The organism is Turicibacter sp. T129 (genome assembly GCF_025594975.1).
GTDB classification, from domain to species: Bacteria; Bacillota_I; Bacilli_A; order MOL361; family Turicibacteraceae; genus Turicibacter; species Turicibacter bilis.
On record NZ_JAMQUU010000033.1, the window covers coordinates 1 to 23364 of the forward strand.

Below are 23364 nucleotides of genomic sequence, written 5' to 3' on the forward strand. Positions count from 1 at the left end.
GGACTTTAACCCGTTAGATAATACCCATGCCGGGCGCACATAAAAAGGATTCCTTGATGGAATCCTTTTTTAATGAGTTTTCTTTTTATAAACACTCGTATGTAAAAACTGTTCGTAGACCACTTCCCCATCAGCATTATAGCCATAAAGCGTCGTATCTGCCTTTAGCCCGCCATCATAGATGATCGTTTTAGGACGATAAGTAATGCCATGTAGCGCTTCGGAATTCGACCAAATTTCAACCGTTAGGCTTCCATATTGCGCATAAGTATGAATGTAGATTGGATATTCTAGCGTGTTAATGAACTTTAAATCAATCGCATTATCCGCCATCGTGGCATCTTGACCGAGTGGAACATAACTAACTGGCAAACTATGATTGCGTCGCTCAGTGGCGATAATACCTGCCTTAAGTTGAGCATTATAAAGGGTTGAAGAGACTTGGCAGATTCCCCCTCCAACTCCAGGAACAGCTCTCCCATTTAAAAAAATCGTTGCATTCACATAACCATGCGCGCCATCAACCGGGGACACCTTTTCTGCATAAGAAAACTGTTCACCCGGCATCAAAATCGTATGATTGATTTTAGATGCGGCTAGCTCAACATTTTTAGCACGAGGAATTCCTGTTGGATAATCTGTCGAATAAGAGGAAATCTTAGTGTTGATCATTTTTAACTGCTCAATATCTCGTTCACGAGGATCAGTCATCACATTTGCCTCAACCTCAATCGGATCCATAGAACTTATATCCAGTTCCTCAATTAACATATCCCTTAATTCTTCGGTCAAAATGAGTTGACCATCTTGACCTTCATTTAATTTTAAGATTCCGTAACCAGCCATTTCGAATTTCGGTTCCACTTTTTCAACATAAACCTCTTTCTCGATCATTCGCGCCCATTTTTCAACTTCATCATGATCATAAGTATAGCCGACCGTAAATTCATAACGCATCGGCTCTTTGATTTGAGAGACCTGTTCCATTAGTTCTAAATCTTTTCCAATCGCAATAATTTCATCAACTAACTGGTCGATCTCTTGATTAACCGTCGGATTAAACTGTGATAACGTTGTTTCAAAATCTTTTTCTCCAACATGAACGATGATTTTCCGTTCTTTATACTGCTTTATTTGATCATCAATCATCGCTTTAATCTCATCTCGATTTAAGTTCGACACGTCTAAATCATTAATAAAGATATTTGGTAAGGCGATGTCTTCATACGCTAACACTAACGCTTTCGCATCTTGAAATTCCAACATCTTATATGCAACGAACGATAAGATAAACACCGTATTTAAAAAAGCAATGATTAAGCGAATGATTCGTCCTTGATTCATCTCCATCTCCTATATACCTCCTTTGTTAATGATTTTAGTGTCTCTTCTTAGGTTGTCGAGTGAATGTAATATTTATTCTCACAGACGACAATTTCACCAATTTTTTGTTTTGAAGTCAGCATTTTCCCAGTTGTTAGGTGCGTGTGTTGACCTTGTTTTTTCACTTCTCTCTCATATACCTCATCCCAATAAAAAATAGGTTGCCCACATAACTGAGACTGGATTCTTAATAAGTAGATTTTATTTTGAAGTATTAATCGTTGCTTTTTCGTCTCATTTAACCGTGTATATAATAACTGAAGAGGATTCTCTTGACTCATCAGCACTTGTTGTTGAATATTTTCATAGAGTCGTTGCCATTCACTCTGTTTTGGAAAATTTTCTATTGACCATTTGGTGAAGCTCTCATCATAAGCATCCCGTTTCGCTAATGCGTTTGATTTCACCCTTGGAATAAATAATCCTGACGGACTCACATGATACTGACTCCGGATGCGATTAATCGATTCATCTATTTGATGCTTGTCTAATCTAAACGTCGATTGATTCGTTGAAATAAGTGTTTTTAAGACTTGTTGTCTCAAGGTTAATTGTTCGAGTTCATATAATTGTTGAGCCATCATTTGACTAATATCAGATGAAAAACATTGAAAATGAGTTAACTTTAATCGTGATAAATCAATTAAATCAATTTCAGATTCATGATTGAGTTGCCCTGAAATGAGCTTTAATGCTACGAATCGCTTTCTGAGTGTCGGTGATAACCGGCACGCTAACGTTTGTAACTTTAAATTTCCACCTTCAATTAAAAAATATTCCCGAAAAATATAACAATCTAACTTCAAGTCCGTTTGATTTTGCTTCGCAACACCTTCGACTTTTACCGTGAACGTCACATTTTGTTTGGTCGTACTAGCTCGAACTTGAATAATTGGAAAATATAGCTTATCATGTGCCGTAAAGGTCACCCGACCATCGTCTTGTTTAATGGGAAATCGAGCTTCATTTTTATAATAAAGCTGAGAGAAGGAATCGTCTAAAATCATTTGAATCAATTCAAACACCGATAATGGAATAAACGATTGCACTCTTAATGCCTGCGGTGTGTATCGGGCTTGATTAATCGATGCTAAACTTCGACTTATTTCATTGATGGAATATCCTTGATGGATGATTGGGAAAAGCTCTGTCTCTTGAAGTAAAAAAGAGGCATCATCAATCTGACGTTGCTTGATAAGATAGTAGCCATAAGCAAGCTTAAAGTGTTGTTCAATCTCCTTTGAAACTTCATCAGCTGACGCTGGAACTTCTTGTTGTTCAAGTTTTAACGTTTCATCAAAGGTCACCACGAGTTGAGGAAGCGTCAATAACTGTTTAGGCTGATGAAGATGTAACGTTTGGGCCATGAGAAAATAGTCCTTATTAAATAGACAGATTTCCTGATGAGCGCCTTTTTTTAGTGAACTTTTCCATTGCTTGAAATGAGTTCGATATGTCTTTAAGTTTTGATAAGGATAAAAATCACCTGTCCGACTTGTCGTAGCTAACCAAGTTAAAAAATTTAAGTTATATGTTCCTATCCCTACAATATGCGTCATGACGTGTTGCTTCGCCAAATCAAGCATCCAACCATAACATCTCGATTGCTCCACGACAATGGAATGACTGGATGGATAAAGATGACCGTCTGTTACCACAATGAGCTGGATTTCTTCCTTATCCTTTTGTTTCGTTAACATGGCAAATGTGGTTTCAAGGGCAGACGATAACACCGTCCATTCATCACCACATCGTTCTTCTAGACGCTTGTGTAACTCTTCAGTAAGTAGATCTTTATCTATAATAAACTCTTGATTGACAAGCCAATCGTCTTCAAATTCATTCCCAAACAGTAAAATGGAAAGTTTATGGGATACATTTAATTGATGAATGGTTTCATGAACAATCTGCTTGAGGTCTTCTAAATAAGGAAGCATACTTGCTGAGCCGTCAATTAATAAAACTGTATGCAATAGATTATTTCTTTTTTGATGGTTTCCAATCTTATAAAAATAGCATGTCCTAGTTAGTTGTGGTGTTAAACGTAGTTGCTTTCTTCCTAAACTTTGAACACTTATTTGAACTTCTTTATTCAAAGCAACCGCCCCCTCATATGTAGTCACTGCTACCCAATATATGAGCGGGGCTTCGTCATTATTCTAGCAAACTTTAAAAATAGAAATTGGTCACTTTTTGTAAATCAACGACACATTCATCATATTTCGATGATTCTTTTTTCATTAAATCTGATGGTAGTCTCTATGGTTGTCAGTTTCTGTACTTTTGCTTCTAACCCTTAACAGAAAACCATTTGACAGTTATAATAGTGAATACAATCATTATATAGGGGGCTTCGTCATGAATTTTATCGCTATCGACTTTGAAACAGCAAATGAAAAACGTGCGAGTGCTTGTTCACTCGGGATGACGATTGTCAAAAATGGACAAGTCGTTGATGAATTATATTATTTAATCAAACCTAAGGAGTTAAGATTTAGTCCGATGAATACATGGATTCACGGATTAAGAGCTCATGATGTGAAAAATGCAAAAGAATTTGATGCTCTTTGGCCTGAACTTGAACCTTACTTTAGAAATAACTTTGTCATTGCTCACAATGCATCCTTTGATATCAGTGTTTTACGTGCGACCTTAGACGCCTATAGCCTTCCTTATCCATCATTTGACTATGGCTGTACGATGCTCTTAGCAAAAAACTTCTTTCCTATGCTTGAAAATGCCAAACTAAATACTGTTAATCATTACTTAGGACTTGAATTTAATCACCATCATGCGGGCGCCGATGCGTTTGCCTGCGCAAATATTTTATTAAAAGTTAAAGATGAGCTTAATTCCTTAACGATTCACGACGTGTTTGATCAAGTTGGAATTAAACCCGGAAAAGTGTATGATAAAGGTTATCAAGCACCCAAAAAAGGGCATTCGACCTTAACTTCTAACCGTCAATTCCAACGAATTACCTCACCGTTGTTTAATAGTCAAACAGACTTTTTCAAGCACAAAACAGTCGTCTTTACTGGTCCTCTTCAATCACTCTCACGCACAGAAGCGATTGCTTTAATCGGCCAATTAGGTGGAACGGTAGGCAGCTCAGTTACGAAAAAGACAAACATTATTGTGACAGGGATTAAAAACATTTATGAACTCTCTGCTGATGAAATGAGCACAAAACTAAAAAAAGCCATTCAACTAGTGTATCATGGTCAAGAAATCCTCTTTTTAAATGAAGACGAGTTTTTAAAAATTTTAACCTCATCATAAAAGGCATCCTCACTAATCGAGGATGCCTTTTGCTTTAAAAATATTGAATATGAACAACTTTTCCAACTTTAATTAAAATTTCTTCTAGCTCCTCAATAACTCGTAATTTAATGCTCAATTCTTTAGGAAAATCAGGATTTTGATGAGCCGCATTAATGGCCCTACCAATCAGTAATTGAATATGCGTACATTCCTCATACAATAACTTCGCTAAACGTGCTGCTCCATGTCCTTCTTCAAGTTTTTCAAATCTCGAATTCATTTGCACATCTTTTAAAATCTCGACGGCTCCTTTAATCGTCAATACGCCCTCTGTGACTAAATCAATCCCACGAATGGAAGCAATCGGTGGAAAACGTGGATCAATATAATCAAAAATCGTCTGTATCTCTTCACCAATTTCTCGTGCCACAATATTAGCGGCTGTTCCTCCACAAATAATTTTCTTCCCGCTACTTTTCATGAGTGTTTTGACAACCTGTTGATCTTCTAATTTCACCTGTGGCGGCCCAGCAAATAAGGTTGCCCATTTGGGTTTCATAACTTTTAAAGTCGCCACCGTTGTGTCATCCCCCGGTTGACCGACATATAAATCAGAACACACGTCAAGCAATAAATTCGTGATTTCACGAGCTGTCTTTTCTTCATCAATGACTGACTGTAAAAAACAAGACACTTCTGGCCAACTCCATCCTAAATTTAAAACCGTCCCAACGCCCGCATGAATCACACCATCACTTGTTAACACCAGTGTATCGCCTTCTTGTAAAACAAATTGACTTTCTTTAATTGTTCGCCCATTAATACAACGCTCTGTACTTTCTAAAGGTTTTACCCCTCCATCTCGAATAAAAAACACACTAGGATTATCGATCTCTACCACATAGACATTATCAGAGACGTCAATTTTAACGATGGTTAAGGTGGAATAGGCAAGCTTTCTCACTTGACAAACCGGGAGGGTATGAACCATTGTATCAACCACCTCATCAATCGAAAGTCCCGCTTTAAGCATCGTAATTGCAATTTTTGAACTCAACGTTGCTAGAATATTTGCTTTAACTCCACTTCCTAGTCCATCCGATAAAACTGCAATCACACAATCAGTCGTTCGAAAAAATTCAACTTTATCTCCACAAAGTTCTTCTCCTACCTTATTTAAACTACGACAAGCAAAATCGACAAAGTAATTCATCACTTATACCTCATTTTCTTGGATTAATTCTTTTAGTCGGGTTAAGGTTACTTTCGTCTCAGCTGTTGTCTCTCCTAGTAAGCTAGCGATTTCTTGTGCTACAATCATCTGTTTATTAATGACTTGTTGAGCCATATCAATCGCATTAATTTTTAACCGCTGTAAATGTTCTTCATGACGAATTTCTTCAGTTAAATCATGTAAAATACAAAGCATTACCTCTTGGTGCTCGATTCGAATAATACTCTCAATTACGGTTGTTTGATTATTATTAAGTGTCAAACGTAACCCTACTAAATCTTGTTTCGACTCCATCACTTCTAAAAAAGGCTCCTCCTCTAAAAAGACGGAAATGGGCAGCTCAATCGCTTGATCTTTCGTAATATCAAAAAAACGTTGTGCGGCCGGGTTCATATCAACAATCGTTAATTCATGATTAACTACTAAAATAATGCTTGGCGTCACATCAAAAATAACATGTGAGTATGTCTCTGCCTTATGCTTCATATAAGGTAAGCACATTGATGGTTCAGCCATATGATTATAAACAGCAATCGCCTTCTGCCGACATGTTTTATACCCGCACGAACCACAATTCAGCTCATCAGCAGATGAATATTTGCCTATATGATTTAAGATCTGTTCAATTTCTTTTTCACTTGGCTGAAGGATGGGGGCATATTTATTTTTAAATATTCGACCTACGTTAACGTGAAGCGGGTAGGTTTGTGAAGCAGGAATTTGATTTGGATCATTAAGTTCCCGATATTTTTTAATTCTCATTTTACGTTTGAAAATATTAACTTCCTTATCACCAATCGCAGGTCCTCCGATACAACTATGGTGGCAAGCACTCATCTCAAAAAAACAATTTTCAAATTCTCTACGCTCAATTCCTTCTAAGACTTTAATACAATCTTCAATGCCATCTACTGGAACAATCTCAATGTTTTTCTTTCGTTTAGTAAAGCAACTACTCATTCCCCCAACTATAGGATACGTTCGTTGACTTTGTTCCGTGGCATCTAAGTTCATCGATTCAACTTGATCAAAATCGAGATGTTCTTCAGAAATCCACTGAATGAGCTCCTCGATTGTAAGGACCGCATCAATAAACTCATCTTCTTCTCCTTCAATCTTTTTTGCTAGACATGGACCAATAAAAACCACCTTCGTTTCATGACCATATTTTTGTTTTAATAATCTAGCATGCACCATTAATGGAGTTAAAACAGGAATAAGTAATGGAATGAGCTTAGGAAAATGTTTTTCAATCAATAAGTTAACTGAAGCGCAGCAACTTGTAATACAACAAGTCTCTTCCATTTCCTCTTGAATCTTTTGATAAGCATTGGTGACCGCTAAGGCACCGACAGCTGTTTCCTCAACATAAAAACAACCTAACTTCTTTAATGCACCACAAATCTTTTGGGCTGAAACATCAAATACACCAAAACAAGTCGGTGCTAAAGAAATAGCGACCTTTTCCCCCTTATTCAAATAAGACTTAACTTTCTCAAGTTCCGTTTCAACCTTTTTTACATTTTTAGGACAAGCCTTTAAACATAATCCACATGCAATACAACGATCTTCCATAATGATAGCTTGCTCATCTTTTATTTTAATTGATTGAACAGGACATGCTCTCACACAGGCATAACAGTTCTTACAATTAGTTGACTCAAAATTAATCACACTCATCTTACTCTTCCTCCATTACAAGAGGAAGAATAACAGACTTAAAAATATGTTGAACTTGATCCGGTGATACACCTATCACTTCCCCCGTTGGTAACACCAATGAAACAGCCTCTGTACAATGACCTAAACAAAACGCAGCTCTTAGTTCAATACATGTTTCTAAACCCGCGTATTTAATAAGTTGTTGTAACAGTTGAATCACCTCATACGATCCTTTTAAATGACAGGAACTCCCGACACAGATTTTTATAGATTTCATCTTATGACGTCCTCCTTATTTGTGTATAAATACCTCTTTTAAAATATATGACTATCTCTTCAACAATCATGCTCATTCATTACATTTTTTATTTAAAAAGCTAGCTTTCGTTGCCTCTCGCAAACCTCGCTAGCTTTTTTTTATTTTTCTGACAAATCCACCTTATTTCCGAACATTTCGACAATCCTTTTAAACTATTTCCCGACAACTTTTTCTACCCTCTAATTATCGACAAACAATTTCCCGACATTTTTTTCAGTTAAATTGGAAATAAAAAAAGTGCAAATCTGCACTTTAAACTGGGGATGAATCAAACTATAATTGATATTTTTCTTGATCACTTAATTCCCTATTTTCTTGAATCGCTTGTTGTCTATCCTCATCTGATGACGACCCATCCATAGAGGAATCTTCGTTTAATTCAGAATCCATTGAATCAGACTGACTAGCATTACTTTTATCGGACAACGCTTCTTGATCTGATTCATCAAGGTGATCAGTCGATTCCTCTTCATCTATATCATCCGCCTCATTAGAGTCCTCTAGAGAAGAGTCTGAATGTGAAGGCTCTTGCTCTATTGTCCCTTCTTCTGGAGTCTGAACTTCATCTGATACGGCATCTAATAAACCATAGTTTAAAATATAGTCTTCTAACGTCCAATTGTTTTCAAAAATTTCAGTTGCTACTTCAACTCCAACATAACGAAGATGATACGGTTCATAGAAATAGCCAACTTCTGATTCACGATTTTCGGGATAACGAATAATAAATCCATACTCATGCGCATGTGCTAATACCCATTTTCCTTCCTCAGTATCAGCAAACTCTAGTGATAGCTCGTTATTAATCGATGGAGTCGTGATGTCAATGGCTAGTCCGGTTTGATGTTCACTATGTCCTGGTCGACTATTGAATTTATCAGCATACTCAAGTCCCATTTCATAGACGTCTTGATTGTATAAACTCTTCTGCACACTATACGAAATATAACCTGTTCTTAGTGTTAATTCATATCCCGCTTCTTGAGCTTTAGAAAATAATAATTCCGTCGCATCAGCAGCGTCACGACGTAAATAATTCGTATTCACTTGAGAATACGGTGTGACTGGTACCTCCACAGGAACAAAATCTGTCGGTGCATAAAATTCATCTAAACGATAATTTTGATTCACTAAAACAAGTAAGCTGTTCGTATTTGGTGTTTCAACGATGTCTTGATAAAATTTAGATTTTACGTTCGGATACTTAGCATATTGCAATGCATAAGTCACCGAATAATTTTCATCTTGACTTAACACTTCATCGTAGATGGCAAAACTTGAAGAATCAAAGCTACTTGCCGCCATCAACTCAAAAGCTTGATCTGGATTTAAAGTCGTTTCCATTAATGATTTCAAATCTGATAAGCCAAATTGATAAAACAATGCCTCAACTTCTTGTGATTCATACCCTTTAGATTTTAAATTGGGTAGCACAACCGTTTGATATTCATCAATAGCTGAGATAACTTCATCAAGTTTTAAATATGGATTTTGCTTTTCATAATTAACATAACTAAATAAAGTCATCAAATCACTTTCTGTTTCTTTAGCATAGTTTAATAGACGATTTAACGCTACGATATCAACTGATTCCACATACGTATTAAAATCAGGATCAGAGAACCAGGCCTTTATGGTCTCCTCTTCATATCCTTGCTGAAGCAAAGTTGGAAAAAAGACATGATCTAAAAATGTCGCTAAATAAACCACTTCACTCGATTCAAGAGTTGGATAATACTCCGCTAACTTCACATAAGCGTCATAACAATCATAATTAAATCCTTTAATCGTTAGATAATCTACAATATCTTCGCTTTTTCGATCATCCTCGATTAAATCTTGAACAAGATCAGGTTGTTCATTTATTAGGCTCTCAATCAGTGTTCGGTCATAACCAAGTCGTCTTAACACCATTTCATCACTCATCATATAGGAGTAAAATAATAGACCTGACCCAAGCAAAGCGACAATACCAATAGGAACTAATACTTTTTGCATCTAACAAGCACCCCTTTCCACATCATGTTTAGTATGTACCATCTTTTAAAAAATAAACCTAAAATTTAACAATTAAAATAGATAAATTAAATATCAAATTTGGGGATTTTAAATAGACATCTGTCTGAAATAGGCATAAATTAGTAGTGTATCTAGGAGGTGAGAATATGAGTTGTGAATGTAGTACTCCATCAACAAACAATAACTCAAATGCAAATAGATCAGCAAATTGTGTAGCTGACACAGTCAGATTCATTAATCGATTACAACAAGCGGTTGTTCCAACTGAAATTGGTTGCTCTCGTTGTAATACGCCTGTATTAGGCGAAACTTCTAAGGCTAATACACGGCCATTTATTTTATATCTTCCAAATGGTGAACCCTTTAGACTAGCCGTATTAACAGATAGTCCAAATGAACCAATTCCAGTCTTTCGGGTCGAAGATGTTAATGGAAATTGTGCTACCTTAAGAGCTTTAACAACAAGAAGAACTTGTTGTATGAATGACCGTGATATGCTTAATGAATTTAATTCAAATAATCCAGAGTCAGAATTCATTCCGACACGTTCTTGTGTCACTGTCAACTTAAATGATTTTATTGCTATTCAGTGTTTAGATGATGTATTCTTAAAATTAGAGATTTGTGATTGTATTTAAAAAAAGAGGATTAATCCTCTTTTTTTAATATTTAGGGAAACTCACTATACGGCCTATCGCAGTGAGCATAAATTATAAAGTGTAAGGGGGTGAACCGTGTGAGTTGTAGTTATTATCATACTATTCATTGTGAAACTAGTCCTTCTTGTGTTGAGAAAAATTGTATAGCAGACACATTAAAATTAATTGATCGATTACAACGTCAATGCCAATCTAAAGAAAAGGAAAGTCTTTGTACACGCTGTGATAAGCCATTTCTAGGACATCGTTCAACAGCTAATACTCGACCAATTATTCTATATTTAAAAAATGGCGATCCATTTGAAATTATCTATTGTGAAGAGAATACTTCTGCCTCTCATCTCATTTTTCGAGTTGAAGAAGTCAAAGGGAATTGTGCAGTTTTAAGATTATTAATTCCAATTTGTCCATATCATAATGAGGAAATAAACTTATATTCACCTTCTACATCTAAACTCTATAAAGTTACCCAAACATGCGTAACCATTAATTTAGATGATATCAGTGCTATTCAATGTCTTGATGACGTTCATTTAAACTTAAAAGGGTGTCAATATTAGTTTAATAAGTGAAAGAAGCCAACTAACTGGCTTCTTTTTATAAATGTAAAATTCTAATTCCTTCAATGTCTGCCAATGAAATAGTTTCAACGTCGTCCATCAAATTATCAATGGTGATGTGCCGATCATCTACAATTTCAATCATTCCCGATTTTAAACTTCCATCTTTTTTTACAATTTGAACAATTGGAGCTTTCATCATTGAAGGTCGATTGGTTAAATCTTGAATAAACATTAAAATCTCTTGTTGTTTTTCATCTAACTGCAATTCAGAACCATTTTGTTCAGCACCTTCGCTATTCATAACATGAACAACATCCTGATTACTTTCATTGACATCATTTATCATCACCTCATTATCCTCTGCTTCATGAATAACACTTTCTTCTGTAATCGAATGGCTATCTTCTTCAGCTAGAGTGTTTTCTTCAGATAAGTCGCTCATCTTTTCTTCTGCCAGAACACCTTCTTCATAGAAGGGGCTAATTTCTTCTTCAACCAAAGTATCTTGTTCATCTGAAGCATTTATCTCTTTTTCATTAAAGAATGATGTTTGTGGATGCTCTCCATAATCGACTAAAATATTAACAGTTTCATACGGACAACTCTCTTCTTCATAAGAAGCAATCGCTTCTGACTCATCAACTAATGGAGATGTTGGCACTATACTTGGTCGCTCTTCAACAACTTCACGGATGGTCACATTGGATGGAATTAATGATTTAAAATTACTTTCACTCATCTGATCAAAATTATGAACGTAATTATCCGCTACAATATCTTTTGGCTTTGGCGTTGGTGTTTTAAAAAAGCTTTGTTCGTTCACAAAACATCCTTTATACGTTGTATCAACAAATAAAAGTGGCTCTTTTTCAAATGATTTTGCCATTAAACTAACCTCCCTTACCTTCGTCATACTATAATCTATGCAATCACTCGTCAGAAGTCACTACCAGCTTTTTTTAATTCTAGAGTAGACTTAAAGTAATGAATTTGATTTTATCAAAACATTTCCCTTCAATTACTTATCAATTCCACGATTATCTGATAGAATAAAATTATCCTTATGTGATAGGTGATAAACTTGAGAACTATTTTAAATAAATTTCGGATTTTATTATATAATCCCATTATCGTGTACTTGATTTTAATTATCGGAATTGGAATTGTAGCTATCCAATCTGCCATTCCACTTGCTAAAATCAACTATCCTAACCTTCCGGCTAACTATGCGACGAAGCAATTAATGTTCGTTAGTCTAGGTGCATTTGTCGCTATTTTAGTTGTCATCATTGGTGTGGATCGAATTCGCGCCCTTCGTTGGTGGATTTATGGTTTTTGGATGATTCCTTTATTAGGTTTATTCATTTATAAAAAATTTCATATCCCCATTCCATTGGTAAAAGAAGCAACAAATGGCGCTGTTTCTTGGTATAATTTACCCGGTATTGGAACCATCCAGCCCTCTGAATTTATGAAAATTGGAATTGTGCTAGTTGTCGCTGATATTATTCAAACGCATAATGAGCGATATCCACATCTGACACGAACATTTAAAACAGATTTACATTTGTTAGTTAAAATTATGGCAGCTGTCTTACCGCCAGCTTTCCTTATCTTTGAACAACCCGATTCAGGAATTACGATGATTATTTTATTCTTCGTTGCTCTGATGATTTTTGCATCCGGTATTCAATGGCGTTATATTTTAACTGTTGGTGGCTTTGTAGCGGTTATCGTTACTTTATTTATTTTATTAGTAGGCGTCTTTCCTGAGTTTCTAACGGAAACATTAAAGATTGACCTTTATAAATTAAGTCGTTTCTCTGGTTGGTTTGACCCCTTTGGAACGATGGGAAATGAAGGAATGCAACTTGCTAAAGGGCTATTAGCCATTGGTTCTGGAAATTTAATTGGGAATGGATTCCAAAGTTCGTTAATCTACTTCCCAGAGGCTCATACCGATTTTATCTTTGCGGTCATCGGGATGGACTTTGGACTCATTGGAACGTTAATTACCGTCATTTTATGCGGCTTATTTGATTATGAAATTTTAAATACCGCCACATTAAACCGTGGACATTATAACAGTTATGTTTGTATTGGAATTTTTGGTATGTTATTCTTCCAACAAATCGAAAATATTGGAATGACGATTGGTCTTCTTCCTATCACAGGGGTAACATTACCATTTGTTAGTTATGGGGGAAGTTCTTCACTTTCTTACATGATTTTATTCGGTCTCGTCTTAGCTTCTTATATTGAAGGCATTAAGATTAAACATAACGAAGTGGATTATCATGAGCGTACACTCTATTTAAAAACAAAAGCCTATATTAAAGACAATGTAAAATTTGATGATTAAAAAAGCTGAACCCTTTTGGGATTCAGCTTTTTTCTATTCATAAACAATATATTGTTGAACTTTTAAAAAGTATACATAACAGCTTACTTTTTTAGTAGGATAAATTTCTTTAATGGCTTTTGAGTAATACTTCATCTGCACCGCGTAGCGATCTTTTAGCTCTTCATATTGAGTATTAAAATCACGAACATAATCGGTTTTATAATCAATAATCCAAACGTAATCCTCAAATTCTGCTAATAAATCGATAACCCCTTGTAATAAAATTTGAGATTGTTCATGATCGGCAACTTTAACAAGCGTCATGAATGGAACCTCTTTTTTCACACTTATTGCTTTCGTCAATTGTTCATAAAGAGGGTTCTTTGTGAAAGCTAATACTTGTTGTAAATCAATTTTATTAGCCATTGCCTCAGTCATCATTTCTTTTTCTATCACACGAGTTTTCATATCTTGCAAACTCTCAAGCGTATGATCGAGACTTATCGGCAAGTGTTGCATGAATTGATGTAGTGCAGTTCCCGCTTCTGGTCCACTCACTTGTTGTTCTTTCATAAATGATGGACGATCATAGGCGACTTGTGGCTTAACTTCAGGAATCCCTTTAAACATCGGGGTGGTTTCTTCTTCTTTTCGTTGAGAGACGGATTGTTTCGCATTAATTTCAACAAGCGGTTGATAATCATATGAATGATCAAAAATCTTCTCAAAGTCAAGAGCTGGTGGTTGCATTTCAACCTGTTGGTTTTCAATTTCTTGTTCTTCTAGTTGCTCATGCTCGGTAATGATACGTAAACGCCATGAACTTTGATCATCTAAGAAGAACGGCTTCGCTTCACAACACGTTTCGACGATTTCCTTTGAGTCTTTATGCTTTAAGACGGCCGGAATCACCCAATCTGCATAATTTTTTGCACTTAAACGATGACTTGATGGTAGTAACCAAGATGAATCTTTAATCACTTCATTCATTGAAGCCAATTTCTTTTCAGTATCAAAGACCCCCGTAAAAATCAGTTTTGATTTTGCACGCGTCATGGCTACGTATAACAGACGCATCTCTTCAGCTAACATCTCTTTATGGATCATCGACCCTACCACACTTTGAGCAATCGTCTTTTGCTTTAGTCGAAGCACAGGATCAATGTATTTTACAGCAACCCCATACTTTTTATGCACGAGATAATTTCCTAATTCATCTTGACGGTTAAATGTTTTATGAATTTGTGACACAAAGACAACTGGGAATTCTAATCCTTTTGATTTATGAATCGACATAATTCGAACGACATTTTCATTCGCTGTCACCGTCTTTGCTTTTCCGAAATGCTTCCCAAGTGCTTGCATACGATCAATATAATTCACAAACCCATACAATCCTTTTTTCGTACTATTTTCATACATTCGCGCTTTATCAACAAAGACATCAAGATTCGCTTTTCGTAAATAGCCATGTGGGAGTCCTAAAACGAATTCATAGTATAAGGTCTGCTCATAAATACGAATAATCAATTGAGATAACGATGTCGTTTTTGATTCAAAACGCCAACGTTCAATCGTCTGTACAAATTGAGCCACTTTTTGTTTTAACAGTTCATCTTCTCCGGCCTGTCGGTAGTAAAGAACTAAATCATAAAATGAATTAGCTTTTGTTGCCACTTTAATCAATGACAATTCACGCTCAGTGAAGAAGAATAGTGGGGAACGCATCAAACCAACGAGTGGAATATCTTGATATGGATTATCAATGACTTTTAAGCAAGAGACTAAGTTAATAATCTCAATCGAGTCAAATAAATCGGTATTTTGTTCCGTAAAGAGTGGGATGTTATAAAGTCTGAAGACATCTTGGAAAATCGTCACACTACCAAGTGAACGCATTAAAATCACAATATCTTGATACGTAATAGGACGATAACATCCTTTTTTACGATCATAAATTTCTTGTCCATTATTTACCCACTGTAAAATCAGACGGGCAATATGATGGGCTTCAATTTCGATCGCATTTAAGTCTGCTTCACTCTCTTCATCAAACTGTTTTTTATCAATTAAATGCACTTCACTTTTGTTAAATTCATCATTATTTTCACCGGTTACTCCAAGCTTTAACATGGCCGCTTCATCATACTCAATTTCTCCAACTGGTTCATCCATGAGTTGCTTAAAGATAAAGTTCGTCGCATCAATGACTTGTTGATGTGAACGATAGTTTTTCATTAGGTCGATTTTATTTCCGGCCTCTTTATTACTTGAATAGGCTTGATACTTACCTTGAAAAATGCTCGGCTCTGCTAAACGGAAGCGATAAATTGATTGCTTCACATCTCCTACCATGAAGATCGGAATTTCAGGCTGGGCAACCTTTGCAATTGAGGTAATGATACATTCTTGCATCGAGTTCGTATCTTGATACTCATCAATCATAATTTCTTTGAATTGATGATAAATATCCCTTGCAACATCGGTTGGTTGATCCTCTTGAACTAATAAGTGAAGCGTGTTCCATTCTAAATCGGAGAAGTCAAGCATCTGACGTTCACGCTTCGCCTTCAGAAATCGTTCATGAAACTTCATCACAAGCGTTGATAATGCGATGACTAAGTGTTCACTTTCATTAAAATGGCGGGCATGTGTTTCATTAGAGTACACGAAATACTTCTCTTCAAGTTTTCCTAAACGTTTTTTAAAAGCATCTCGTGCATTTTTACTCTGTTCATGAGCTTCTTTATCATATTGTTTTGCATTAAAACGAGGGAAGGTAGCTAATTTCGTATTTTTAAAGGCTTCACGCAAATCAGCATAAGCTGATTGTTGGCTTTCTTTTAAACGAGTTGCATAAGCGACGTCTTGGTCATAAACTTCTGTCCGATATTTATGATCAATTCCCATGACTTCAGCATCTTTCGCAAATTCACGTGCCTTTTCTAAATCTAAAAGGGCTTCATCAATCGAAGGCGCAATTAGTTTTCCAATTTCCTGATAATAGCGCCATGACTGTAAATCATGTCCATCCCACTCATATAAAGAGCGTAAATTCATGAGCCACTGATGCATCTGTGGATTAGAACGAGCCAACTCATAAACTTTCAGTAACATCGTTTTTAACGCCTCGTCATCGCGATCACTATTAAAGCTCTCACTTAAACAAAGGTAATTCTCATCCTCAATTTCCGCCAGTTCATCAAATAATTCTTCGATGACATCATCTTGTAAAATACCCACTTCAATGTCATCTGCAATTTTGAACACTGGATCGAGTTGAAGTAAGTAATAGTAACGACGAATTAATTTATTACAAAAGGCATGAAAGGTCGAAATATTGGCTGCTGAAATTTTATTTAATTGAGCCGAAAGAACTAAATTCCCTGGTTGTTTAGCAAGTTCTTGCTCAATACGAGCACGGATACGCTGCTTCATTTCAGCTGCTGCTGCTTCTGTGAAGGTTAAGACGAGTAATTCATCGATGTTAATATGATCAATTAAAATTTTTTGAATTATTCGTTCAACTAAGACGGCTGTTTTTCCTGACCCTGCTCCAGCAGAGATTAATAAATCATGTCCTTTCTCATAGATAGCTTGCCATTGTTCATCATTCCATATTGTATCATCCGGCTTTTTAGGAATATTACTCATCTCCGTCTCCTCCTTCCTCTAATTTACATTTCATCGCTTCCATCGCAAGATCAGCTTTCATTTTAGGTAACAGTCGGGATTCGTTTCCTAAGAAATCGGGATCAAATTGACAGATTCCTCGATACTGACAATAATCACAGGCTGTACTTTTTCCGTACTTCATTGGATTAATATTTAATTGGCCTTGCGTAATTCTTGTGGCTGACTCCTCAATCATTTGATTTGTGTATCTACGAAGCATCTGTAATGACTCCCCCGTTAACGTTGCATTTCCTCTTGCTGAGAAGCTTCCATCTTTCTTGAGTGTAATCGGCACAATATCACTTTTTGACTGCTCACTTAAACGCTGGTCACTTAAATGAACGACTTCATAATCTTCTGGTAAATAACCATTCATCTTATATTTTTCATGCTGCATTTGCTCAACTTTTTGTTCATACGCTTCTTGCCGTAATAAATCATCAACATCATGACTAATAAATGGGCGATGCACATGGAAGTATAATAATCCTCCAATCTCAGCTGGCATGTCGATTAACTGTAGAGCATTTGAAACAACGATATCTAAATACGTCAGTAACTGTAAACTGAGTCCATAATACACTTTATCAAGCTCTAAATCCTTTTCACTCGATTTATAATCAATGATTCGTAAATACGCGTGATCACCTTTTTCATTTTTCGCCACATCGACACGGTCAATAATTCCCTTTAACGATAACTTAAAACCATTAGGTAACTCGCGTGATTTTAAGTGAATTCCCGTTGTTTGTTGCGTATCAAAGGGTAATTCAAAGAATAGTGGCTTAAATGCACTATGATTCCCTTGATATTTTAGTCCAAGTAACGTCTTATAGACGACTTGGGTTAAACGTTCCGTTAGTTTCATCATTCGTTTACTTTGACGTAAAATTTTATATAATAATTGCTCACTTAATTCATCGGATACCATTTTTGATAACGTCAAACATTCATCAGGTGTTAAATCCGCAAAGGTACGATTCTCTTTCTTAATCAACTCCGCAATCCGTTTTAAGGCCTCATGATAAAGCTCTCCAATATGCGGTAAATCAAGCTTATATTGTTCACGTTCTTTTAATTTTAACCCATAACGGAGATAATGAGCGAACTCACATTGGTTAAATAGCTCTAAGCGTGAAACACTAGCAACAATTTCATCACTGTATAATTGCTTCGTAATCTGTGCATCTAAATTTGTCACTTCATTTTGATAATTTAAAATTTGCATGATCATTTGGTAGACAATAGGCTGCGTTTCTTGATAATAATCTAATAACGGTTCATAGTAAGAACGACGATTCGGATATTGCTTTAACGTCGCAATTAAATGAGCCACCGTTTGTGAATGGGTTGTTAAATGCTCATACACTTCCTCTTCCCATTCACGTCCAACATGATCTTCAGGAGCATCTGGGAATAAACTTCTTAAATGCGCATAAATATACGATGGTAAAAATTCTTTTCCCTCATCGTTACTACTTGCATACGATAACGTTAATGATTCTTTTGGTGACGTAAACACGGTATATAAAATAAATTGCTCATCGATTTGCGTTTGAACAAGGCTTGGCGCTAGTTCAATTCCAAATGCTTTCAATGATTCACGTTCTGTTTCACTTAATAAACTACTTTCCGTCATCGATTTTGGAATTTGCCCTTCGTTAACTCCTAAGACGAAGGCATGCTTAATGCCATATTGTCCAGGTGTCGTTAAATCACTCACGAGTTGATAACGGGCACGACGAAGCTCCCCAATCGCCACTTGATCCAGACGTGGTGGAACAGTTGCATACGCCATCTCTTCAATCCCAGATTTAAAGACATTCACGAAGTCTTCTAAGCTAACGGCTTCTTCTTGACCAATTTCAACCAGTTGTTCAAAAAGAGAAAGCAATTGATTCCAAACCTGACCGTGCTGTTTATATAGTTTCAAGTCTTGTAACTCTTGAGCACTTTCCTCGAATAATGCCAGTTTTTGTGGAACTTGACACTCTTCTAGGAAACTAAACGTAGCGATCGCATAATCCTTGTACGTTTTAGCTTTCTTTAACTTCGATTCAAAGGAAGAAATAAGTGTACTGACTTCTTTACGAATTCGATTCACTTTTTGTTCTAATTCAAGGTCGGCATCCGTTTTAACATACCCACGTCCAAGACCTTGATAACGTTCATAGACCCAATCTTCTGATGTTTGCCAATCTGATTTTTTTAGATTTCGAGCTAAGCAGTAGTTTTCTAATAAGTCAACTTGTCGTTGATAAGCTTGATACAACTCATAAAAAGACTGTCCTTTTTTAAATCCTTCGACATTCATTAGCAAACCGGTCTTGATCACCGTAAACAACGATTCGTGACGCCATTGATTTAAGATAACATCAAATAAATGATAAATCATCGTCATTAACGGATGGTATAACATAGACTCTTTATAGTCTAAGAACATTGGAATTTCAAATTTCGTAAAGATGGCCGCAATTAATTCATCATAAGCAGCCGCGTCTCCTGTATAAATGGCGATATCACTATAAGTACACCCATCATGATGAACTAAGTGATGAATTCGTTTCGCGACTTCCTCCACTTCGATTCGACGATTGGCAGCTGTAAAGAAAGAAATCCCCTCTTCATTTGAGGGAACAAGTGGAACTTGTAAAAAATGTTTCTCTAAGTGATTTAGTGCACTTGCCTTAAAGAATCGAGACTGTTCATGTGCGGTTAACTCACATATTTCATAAGTTAATCCTCGTTCTTCTGCCCCATTTTGTAAACGAGTGAGTGTACGCCCTGACATTTCAAACACTTGACTTTCTGAGTTTAAATCGTGTGTTAAAACAACGGTCACTGATTTAGCATATTTCATGAGTTGGAATAAAATTAATTCCTCTTGCTTATTAAAAATATGATAACCATCGACGTAAAAATCACTATTTGCCACCGTTTGGCTGTTGGCAATTTGCTCACTTAAAAGCGTATAATAATCTTCACTCATTAAATATTTATTAAAAGAGACTTGTTGAAATGTTTCGTATAAAACCGCCAAGTCATTAATTTTTTTCGTTGATTGTAATGACCAATTTAGATCTTCATGTGGTTGATTCACACATTGAAATAACTGCGATGGACTAACACAATAGTTTTTAAACTCCGCAATCATTTCACTGACTTTATTGATAAAACCGGGCTTGTTTGCATAAAACGGGAATACTGTTAAGTCTTCCTTTTTTTCGTTCATTACTTTTTGAAGTAAAATAGCCAGTCCCACTTGATCCAAATGATAACGACTTAATCCCCCAGTTTCTTGTAAAATACGATAAGCAAAGCGGCTAAAACTTAATCCTTGAACACGCATTAAACTCGGATGCTCACTTTGCTTCAGTAACTGATACTCCATATGAAATGACATCTGATCGGGAACGATGACATAGATAGGATCCCCTTGTGGTACACTGTCACAAGCCTGTTTAATTTCATCTAAAATAACACGAGTTTTTCCTACCCCAGATCGTCCCACAATGAAACGAATACTCATACTCTCACCTCTTTATCCTTTAGTGTAATATGGTTGATTTTCATGTATGCTAAACGATGAAATCTATTGTTATTATACCATGTTCTAAAGGTGCTAAAAAAATGAAAAAAAAGACAACTCATCAGAAGTTGTCTTGTCAATCATCTATCAATTATTTTAAAGCGTCTTTTAAAGCTTTTCCAGCTTTGAAAGCTGGGTATTTGCTAGCTTCGATTTCAATAGTTTCTCCAGTATGTAAGTTACGTCCTTGACGTGCAGCACGTTCGCGAACTTCGAATGTACCGAATCCTACTAAAGCTACTTTGTCATCTTGTTGTAACGCTTCAGTTACTGTTTCGATATAAGCACTTAAAAATTTATCTGCATCTTTTTTTGTTAACTCAGCTTTTTCAGCGATTTTATCTACTAATTGAGAACGGTTCATAAGTTTTAAATACCTCCTAAGATGTTTCATTGCAAGTAAAAGTTTACCACACCCCCTATAGGGTTGCAAACATTTATTTGCATATTTTGTTGATATAACACTATTTTATCCTATTATGTAATAATTCCGTAAGCTTTAAACAACTAAGCAAAATTTTTCAAAATAATAATAAAAATTCTCTCATCAACAGGCTGATGAGAGAATTTTCGCATACATTATAGCATGATCGCAATTAATCCGCCATTACCTTGGTTGACAATTTTAATTAATGTTTCTTGAAGTTTCATGCGAGCATTTTCTGGCATTGCATATAGTTTAGCAGAAATTCCATCACGAACGATGTCACTTAAGCAACGTCCAAAGACTTCAGTTGACCAAATTGATAATGGATTTTCATCCGCATCTTTTAAGATGTAGTCGATTAAATCTTTACTTTGTTGTTCAGTTCCAATAATTGGTTCAAAAACAGATTCAACATCAACACGAATCATATGAATAGATGGTGCAATCGCTTTTAAGCGTACGCCATAGCGAGCCCCTTGTTTAACGACTGTTGGCTCACTTAAAGTCATATCTTCAATAGCTGGTGTGGCAATCCCATATCCAAGTTGTTTTACCATTTGTAAAGCACCCGCGATTGGTTCGTATTCTTTTTTAATATTTGCATAATCTTGTAATAAATACATTAAATCTGCTTTATCTTTAATTGGTCCAACTAATTCAGTTAAGATTTGATCGTATAACTGATTAGGAACTTTAATTTCTAATTCAGCTAACCCCACCCCAGCATCAAGGGCACTAATATAGCAATCTTCAACGATATCTTCTGCTTTTAACTCTTCAGCTAAGTAGTTGATATCACGAAGCTTATAAAACTCATTTGTACTTTGATTAATTAATTTTAAGAAACGAGCTTTTAACCAGTTGTCATCACTTAAAGCATCCACCCAACTTGGCAATTTGATATCTAATTCTGAAACTGGGAATTCATATAATGCTTCAGTTAACACACTATAGATATCTTTTTTCGTCATATTTTCAACACTTAATGGAATAACTGGAACCCCATATTCATCTTGTAATTGTCCACGTAACTCCGCCACATCTTCTGTTTTTGGATGCGTCGTATTCAAGATGACGATAAATGGTTTATTAATCGCTTTTAATTGCTCGATAACTAATTGCTCAGCTTCTAAGTAATCCTCACGATCAAAGTTTCCAATCGATCCATCAGTTGTCATTACAATTCCAATATGTGAGTGATCTTCAATCACTTTTTGTGTTCCAATTGCTGCGGCTTCAACAAATGGAATTGGTTCTTCATACCATGGTGTATTAACCATGCGTGGTCCTTCTTCTGTTTCATAACCAACCGCACTCGGAATCACGTATCCCACACAGTCAATTAAGCGAATATTTGCTGATACTTCTCCTTCAACCGTTACATTTACGGCTTGTGCTGGAACGAATTTTGGTTCCGTTGTCATAATTGTTTTTCCATTCGCACTTTGAGGTAATTCATCAATCATACGTTTTTTTACGTTTTCATCTTCAACTAATGGAATAACAAGTGTTTCCATGAATTTTTTGATGAACGTAGATTTTCCCGTACGAACTGCTCCTACTACACCTAAATAGAATTCTCCATTAGTGCGGGCAAAGACGTCTCTCATCAGTTCATTAGTTTCCATATCGTAAACCTCCATTTTCACTTATATTTGTCAATATCAATGTATGATGCTTATCCTCTACTTTATGAGAGAATTTAAATAAAACTTTTAAAAACTTTTCTACTGTACTGCGATTGAATGAATTTTTATGATTCACTCTAACCTAATTTGATTGTGAATTAGGCTGCAGGCCTGCGTTTTCTTCGAATTATATGCATCACTGTGTGTCAGATATGATAACTTTTAATGAATTTTATATTCTTGATTATCTTTTACTTTATTCAAACAAAAAAAGGACTTAGCGTAGCTAAGTTCTTTTCTCAATCAATACCATCTTAATTAAAACCATTGATGATGGTTACATCATCATTTTTAATAATTCATTCATATCAGTTGGAACTTCCCCATTAATAATCATTTTTGTTAATTGATCTTCAACTGATTTATCTACTTTACGTCCTACCATTGCCCCAACACTTTGAATCAAAGCACGAACTTGCTCTTCATTTTTCAAATCCATTGTAGAAGCTTGGTCGGCAATATTAAAAAGATCCGCTTGATTCACATTTACATCTTTCCCAAATCGTCCAAAAAGATTATCAAACATAATTAAAACCTC

Annotated in this window: 16 protein-coding genes; 4 read left to right on the forward strand and 12 right to left on the reverse strand. The window is 35.8% G+C overall.

Going from position 1 to position 23364, the window contains the following annotated elements:
* Positions 1 to 69: 69 nt before the first annotated feature.
* Both NEH75_RS06700 and NEH75_RS06705 read right to left on the reverse strand, forming a co-directional pair.
* A complete protein-coding gene (locus tag NEH75_RS06700; protein ID WP_055305527.1) occupies positions 70 to 1350 on the reverse strand; it encodes a VanW family protein in 1281 nt (426 codons plus the stop codon).
* 41 nt (positions 1351 to 1391) lie between these two features.
* Entirely contained in the window at positions 1392 to 3479 is a 2088-nt protein-coding gene (locus NEH75_RS06705) for a vWA domain-containing protein (protein WP_055305526.1), read from the reverse strand.
* Between the two features lie 262 nt (positions 3480 to 3741).
* Between NEH75_RS06705 and NEH75_RS06710 the strand changes: the two genes are divergently transcribed.
* Positions 3742 to 4665: an exonuclease domain-containing protein gene (locus NEH75_RS06710; RefSeq protein WP_055242082.1), complete on the forward strand. Its 924-nt coding sequence runs from the start codon at positions 3742 to 3744 to the stop codon at positions 4663 to 4665.
* A gap of 34 nt (positions 4666 to 4699) precedes the next feature.
* On the opposite strand, the gene NEH75_RS06715 is transcribed toward NEH75_RS06710, so the two are convergent.
* The 4 genes from NEH75_RS06715 to NEH75_RS06730 form a co-directional block, all read right to left on the reverse strand.
* Complete coding sequence (locus tag NEH75_RS06715) at positions 4700 to 5860, reverse strand: serine/threonine-protein phosphatase (protein ID WP_262941258.1); 1161 nt, start codon at positions 5858 to 5860, stop codon at positions 4700 to 4702.
* Positions 5861 to 5863: 3 nt separating this feature from the next.
* Positions 5864 to 7561 (reverse strand): [Fe-Fe] hydrogenase large subunit C-terminal domain-containing protein, encoded by a 1698-nt coding sequence (locus tag NEH75_RS06720; protein ID WP_055242078.1) that lies wholly within the window; start codon positions 7559 to 7561, stop codon positions 5864 to 5866.
* Position 7562: 1 nt separating this feature from the next.
* Entirely contained in the window at positions 7563 to 7820 is a 258-nt protein-coding gene (locus NEH75_RS06725) for a (2Fe-2S) ferredoxin domain-containing protein (protein ID WP_212724584.1), read from the reverse strand.
* Between the two features lie 315 nt (positions 7821 to 8135).
* Positions 8136 to 9860 carry a D-alanyl-D-alanine carboxypeptidase family protein gene (locus NEH75_RS06730; RefSeq protein ID WP_262941259.1) on the reverse strand — a complete coding sequence of 575 codons (1725 nt, stop codon included), beginning with the start codon at positions 9858 to 9860 and terminating at the stop codon, positions 8136 to 8138.
* A gap of 167 nt (positions 9861 to 10027) precedes the next feature.
* Between NEH75_RS06730 and NEH75_RS06735 the strand changes: the two genes are divergently transcribed.
* Positions 10028 to 10519 carry a CotY/CotZ family spore coat protein gene (locus NEH75_RS06735; protein WP_055242075.1) on the forward strand — a complete coding sequence of 164 codons (492 nt, stop codon included), beginning with the start codon at positions 10028 to 10030 and terminating at the stop codon, positions 10517 to 10519.
* Positions 10520 to 10617: 98 nt separating this feature from the next.
* Positions 10618 to 11100, forward strand: a complete 483-nt coding sequence (locus NEH75_RS06740) for a CotY/CotZ family spore coat protein (protein ID WP_055242073.1) — start codon at positions 10618 to 10620, stop codon at positions 11098 to 11100.
* 37 nt (positions 11101 to 11137) lie between these two features.
* Here the strand turns inward: NEH75_RS06740 and NEH75_RS06745 are convergent, their stop codons facing one another.
* Complete coding sequence (locus NEH75_RS06745) at positions 11138 to 11989, reverse strand: hypothetical protein (protein ID WP_055242071.1); 852 nt, start codon at positions 11987 to 11989, stop codon at positions 11138 to 11140.
* 195 nt (positions 11990 to 12184) lie between these two features.
* Here NEH75_RS06745 and NEH75_RS06750 point away from each other — a divergent pair, with 195 nt between their 5' ends.
* The gene (locus NEH75_RS06750) at positions 12185 to 13465 is read left to right on the forward strand and encodes an FtsW/RodA/SpoVE family cell cycle protein (protein WP_055305523.1); all 1281 of its coding nucleotides are present in this window, start codon (positions 12185 to 12187) and stop codon (positions 13463 to 13465) included.
* A gap of 33 nt (positions 13466 to 13498) precedes the next feature.
* On the opposite strand, the gene addA is transcribed toward NEH75_RS06750, so the two are convergent.
* From addA to NEH75_RS06775, 5 genes are all read right to left on the reverse strand, one after another.
* Positions 13499 to 17101 (reverse strand): helicase-exonuclease AddAB subunit AddA, encoded by a 3603-nt coding sequence (addA, locus tag NEH75_RS06755; protein ID WP_055274797.1) that lies wholly within the window; start codon positions 17099 to 17101, stop codon positions 13499 to 13501.
* Entirely contained in the window at positions 17094 to 20651 is a 3558-nt protein-coding gene (addB, locus tag NEH75_RS06760; RefSeq protein WP_212724581.1) for a helicase-exonuclease AddAB subunit AddB, read from the reverse strand. Before addB ends, addA begins: the two co-directional genes overlap by 8 nt.
* 151 nt (positions 20652 to 20802) lie before the next feature.
* Entirely contained in the window at positions 20803 to 21075 is a 273-nt protein-coding gene (locus tag NEH75_RS06765) for an HU family DNA-binding protein (protein ID WP_055242063.1), read from the reverse strand.
* Positions 21076 to 21290: 215 nt separating this feature from the next.
* The gene (gene spoIVA / locus NEH75_RS06770; RefSeq protein ID WP_055305520.1) at positions 21291 to 22766 is read right to left on the reverse strand and encodes a stage IV sporulation protein A; all 1476 of its coding nucleotides are present in this window, start codon (positions 22764 to 22766) and stop codon (positions 21291 to 21293) included.
* A 337-nt stretch (positions 22767 to 23103) separates the two neighbouring features.
* A complete protein-coding gene (locus NEH75_RS06775) occupies positions 23104 to 23352 on the reverse strand; it encodes a stage VI sporulation protein F (protein WP_055242059.1) in 249 nt (82 codons plus the stop codon).
* Positions 23353 to 23364 lie beyond the last annotated feature (12 nt).

Coding starts and splice junctions, on each gene's coding strand:
- NEH75_RS06700 (WP_055305527.1), bottom strand. CDS start 1,350: ATGGAGATGAATCAAGGACGAATCATTCGCTTAATCATTGCTTTTTTA.
- NEH75_RS06710 (WP_055242082.1), top strand. CDS start 3,742: ATGAATTTTATCGCTATCGACTTTGAAACAGCAAATGAAAAACGTGCG.
- NEH75_RS06715 (WP_262941258.1), bottom strand. CDS start 5,860: ATGAATTACTTTGTCGATTTTGCTTGTCGTAGTTTAAATAAGGTAGGA.
- NEH75_RS06720 (WP_055242078.1), bottom strand. CDS start 7,561: ATGAGTGTGATTAATTTTGAGTCAACTAATTGTAAGAACTGTTATGCC.
- NEH75_RS06725 (WP_212724584.1), bottom strand. CDS start 7,820: ATGAAATCTATAAAAATCTGTGTCGGGAGTTCCTGTCATTTAAAAGGA.
- NEH75_RS06730 (WP_262941259.1), bottom strand. CDS start 9,860: ATGCAAAAAGTATTAGTTCCTATTGGTATTGTCGCTTTGCTTGGGTCA.
- NEH75_RS06735 (WP_055242075.1), top strand. CDS start 10,028: ATGAGTTGTGAATGTAGTACTCCATCAACAAACAATAACTCAAATGCA.
- NEH75_RS06745 (WP_055242071.1), bottom strand. CDS start 11,989: ATGGCAAAATCATTTGAAAAAGAGCCACTTTTATTTGTTGATACAACG.
- addA (WP_055274797.1), bottom strand. CDS start 17,101: ATGAGTAATATTCCTAAAAAGCCGGATGATACAATATGGAATGATGAA.
- addB (WP_212724581.1), bottom strand. CDS start 20,651: ATGAGTATTCGTTTCATTGTGGGACGATCTGGGGTAGGAAAAACTCGT.
- NEH75_RS06765 (WP_055242063.1), bottom strand. CDS start 21,075: ATGAACCGTTCTCAATTAGTAGATAAAATCGCTGAAAAAGCTGAGTTA.
- spoIVA (WP_055305520.1), bottom strand. CDS start 22,766: ATGGAAACTAATGAACTGATGAGAGACGTCTTTGCCCGCACTAATGGA.
- NEH75_RS06775 (WP_055242059.1), bottom strand. CDS start 23,352: ATGTTTGATAATCTTTTTGGACGATTTGGGAAAGATGTAAATGTGAAT.